The organism is Microcystis wesenbergii FACHB-1317, assembly GCF_014696875.1.
Lineage (GTDB): Bacteria > Cyanobacteriota > Cyanobacteriia > Cyanobacteriales > Microcystaceae > Microcystis > Microcystis wesenbergii_A.
Genome location: NZ_JACJQV010000024.1, coordinates 1 through 2,395, shown reverse-complemented (window position 1 = coordinate 2,395; position 2,395 = coordinate 1). Strand labels below are relative to the sequence as shown.

Sequence of the window (2,395 nt, the reverse complement as noted above, 5' to 3'; positions counted from 1 at the left end):
CACCCCATCATGACCATCTCCTAAACAGGTGACTACCTCTGTTAAGGGCTGACGGTTCACCCATTCCAGTAATTCTTCATTTGGCTGAAAAAATCCCGCACATTCTTGACCATGCAGACTTACTGCTTTGTAATCTCTCCCTTGACTCGGTTGTCCTTTGGGCGTTCTGATTCTGACTTTTCCCCCATCTACACTCAATGCTTCTACCGGACTCTTTGCTTCTGCTTCCTCAAATTTATATCTTTGTACAAGCCGCTGTTGACTACTGCCTGAAACTGCCATTCCTGTCGCCATTTTGAGAGCTTTTTCCGCATCTTCAAAAGAGACTTTAGCCACTGCTCCTCAGCAACATTTCTCCAGCATGGGACTTAATCGATTATTCTTGCTTAATCCTAGTTTATCGGCTTGTTTCTCGCTTATTGGGACTTAGACAAAAAACAAATCGAGAAAAGCCTCAACCCCAATCCCTGCTTGGGATTTACTTCGAGAAGCCCAAAATCGCTGAAACCCAGATAGATCAAGGAAAATCATAAATCGAGGTTAACCCTTTGTCCCGTAATGGTTTGAGCCTTTTTTGCTGCCCGAAAATGCCTAAGTCCCACTATCAGGTAAATCAGGTACGGCAGTTCGTAATACGGTCGCCAAAACATTGACAACCTCGGCAGTCAAATCAGCTAAGATAAACCCACTATTACCAGCTAATAACTCTGCATCTAATTGGGATTTTAGTTCAGGTGCAATACGTCCTTTTTCTTGCAGATAAATTATCTCTATTAAACAGATAGTTGGAATATAAATGACAATTTCACCGCAATCGCATTGTTCAAATGTTTGGTTAGCCGCAGAACTCAAGCGTGGACTATCCTCTAAATACCAAATCAAAGCATGAGTATCGGTCACTGCATCACTCATCAAATATCCTCACGAGGAAAGTTAGCTCCTATCTGTTGTTTTACATCAGCGATATCTGCATCACTGATGTTGGCACCTCGCCATAATCCCCGCAAAGATTTACGAGGTTGATGGGTAGTAACCGCTAACTGTTGTTTAATATCAGGAGTCACTTTTTCAATTAGACGTACTTTGTCTAGAGGAGAAAGCTGTTTGACTATCTCTAAGGCATCTTCTAGGGTAACAACTCTTGTCATCTTTTTAGACCTCAAGAAATAATGAGAATAACTTTCTGATTACATATCATCTTACAACGAATTTGAATCTTGGATCAAAAGGTTAAAATTCTCACAAAAATATTGACAAGTGCTGATCTAAGCTTAACAAAAACTTAACACAAATTCACTTAAAAACTATTGACTCAGCAGAAAAAAGGTAGTACGACTGAAAAGAACAATTAGGTCGGACTTACCCCATGAAAACCAAAAAACTGACGCCCCGCAATGCTGCTCCTGTCCAACGGGAAAATACCGCTACCGTCTCTCGTGATGGTAATGCGATCGCCACCCATTTTATAACATGGAGTTGGTCCATTCCTTTTGCGGGAGACGACGCAGAGTAATCCCCCCGATTCTAGCACTAACCTCATAATCAGGTCAAAAGTCTTTTTCTCCTTGCCAGGGCGCACGGTTTGCCTCAATGAATTGACGCGCAACCCTAGTTAATTCGGGGCTTTCGGATACCTGGCACGGAGGAGAAGCAGAACTTTTTGACCAATTTTAAAAAACTTGCGTTTTTTGGCTCATCCCAGCACATAGGAATTGGTAGTATGGGTTAGTGCAAATAAATTAGGTCGGACTTACCCCATGAAAACCGAAAAACTGACACCCCGCAATGCTGCTCCTGTCCAACGGGAAAACACCGCTACCGTCTCTCGTGATGGTAATGCGATCGCTGCCATGGGATCGGGCCATCCTCTTTATCCTTTTGCGGGAGACGACGCAGAGTAATTCCCCTGATTCTAGCACGAACCTCAAAAAATGTCAAAAGTCTTTTTCTCCTTGCCAGGGCGCACAGTTTGCCTCAAGGAATTGACGCACAACCCTAGTCAGTGGCTTTCGGATACCTGGAACCCGGGGAGAAGCTTCTTGAGCAGGGGAGAGAGGGAGCGGGGGAGTACAGGTTTTTGCTCTTCTGTTGTCTCCCTTTTCCTTGGTTCACGAGTACTAGAAGATTTAGATTCAGGGAGATGAGATCCTGCCAATAGCTTACTCCCCCAGGGTTATCGGGTAGCGGTGTTCTTCTCCTTGGGTTTGTATTTCTGGCAAAAGCCTTTGTACTTTCTGGCACACTTAGATCTCTTGCAAAAGTAATCAAGATATATATTTTTGTCGGTAACGAAGTTCGTAATTGTAGATACCAGCAATCAAATTCAATCTCAGACCAAATCGCCGTCTGCGATTTCTGTATCTTGATGAAAGTATCCGAAATATTTTGAGACGAC

4 protein-coding genes and 2 pseudogenes are annotated in these 2,395 nt (G+C 43.3%); 2 read left to right on the top strand and 4 right to left on the bottom strand.

Annotation, left to right across the window (positions count from 1 at the left end; genetic code table 11):
• The 3 genes and pseudogenes from H6F92_RS00390 to H6F92_RS00380 form a co-directional block, all read right to left on the bottom strand.
• Positions 1-426: pseudogene (locus H6F92_RS00390) on the bottom strand (ISKra4-like element ISMae18 family transposase); the annotation flags it as partial.
• Positions 427-591: 165 nt separating this feature from the next.
• The gene (locus tag H6F92_RS00385; RefSeq protein ID WP_242029941.1) at positions 592-912 is read right to left on the bottom strand and encodes a type II toxin-antitoxin system VapC family toxin; all 321 of its coding nucleotides are present in this window, start codon (positions 910-912) and stop codon (positions 592-594) included.
• On the bottom strand, positions 912-1,148 hold the full coding sequence (locus tag H6F92_RS00380; protein WP_002753033.1) for a hypothetical protein: 237 nt from the start codon (positions 1,146-1,148) through the stop codon (positions 912-914). Before H6F92_RS00380 ends, H6F92_RS00385 begins: the two co-directional genes overlap by 1 nt.
• A 218-nt stretch (positions 1,149-1,366) precedes the next feature.
• Between H6F92_RS00380 and H6F92_RS00375 the strand changes: the two genes are divergently transcribed.
• Together H6F92_RS00375 and H6F92_RS00370 are read left to right on the top strand one after the other, a co-directional pair.
• The gene (locus tag H6F92_RS00375) at positions 1,367-1,513 is read left to right on the top strand and encodes an anacyclamide/piricyclamide family prenylated cyclic peptide (RefSeq protein ID WP_190356401.1); all 147 of its coding nucleotides are present in this window, start codon (positions 1,367-1,369) and stop codon (positions 1,511-1,513) included.
• Between the two features lie 244 nt (positions 1,514-1,757).
• Positions 1,758-1,901 carry an anacyclamide/piricyclamide family prenylated cyclic peptide gene (locus tag H6F92_RS00370; protein WP_190356400.1) on the top strand — a complete coding sequence of 48 codons (144 nt, stop codon included), beginning with the start codon at positions 1,758-1,760 and terminating at the stop codon, positions 1,899-1,901.
• 363 nt (positions 1,902-2,264) lie between these two features.
• Here H6F92_RS00370 and H6F92_RS00365 read toward each other — a convergent pair.
• A pseudogene (locus tag H6F92_RS00365) lies at positions 2,265-2,395 on the bottom strand (IS5 family transposase); the annotation flags it as partial.

Coding starts and splice junctions, on each gene's coding strand:
- H6F92_RS00370 (WP_190356400.1), top strand. CDS start 1,758: ATGAAAACCGAAAAACTGACACCCCGCAATGCTGCTCCTGTCCAACGG.
- H6F92_RS00385 (WP_242029941.1), bottom strand. CDS start 912: ATGAGTGATGCAGTGACCGATACTCATGCTTTGATTTGGTATTTAGAG.
- H6F92_RS00375 (WP_190356401.1), top strand. CDS start 1,367: ATGAAAACCAAAAAACTGACGCCCCGCAATGCTGCTCCTGTCCAACGG.
- H6F92_RS00380 (WP_002753033.1), bottom strand. CDS start 1,148: ATGACAAGAGTTGTTACCCTAGAAGATGCCTTAGAGATAGTCAAACAG.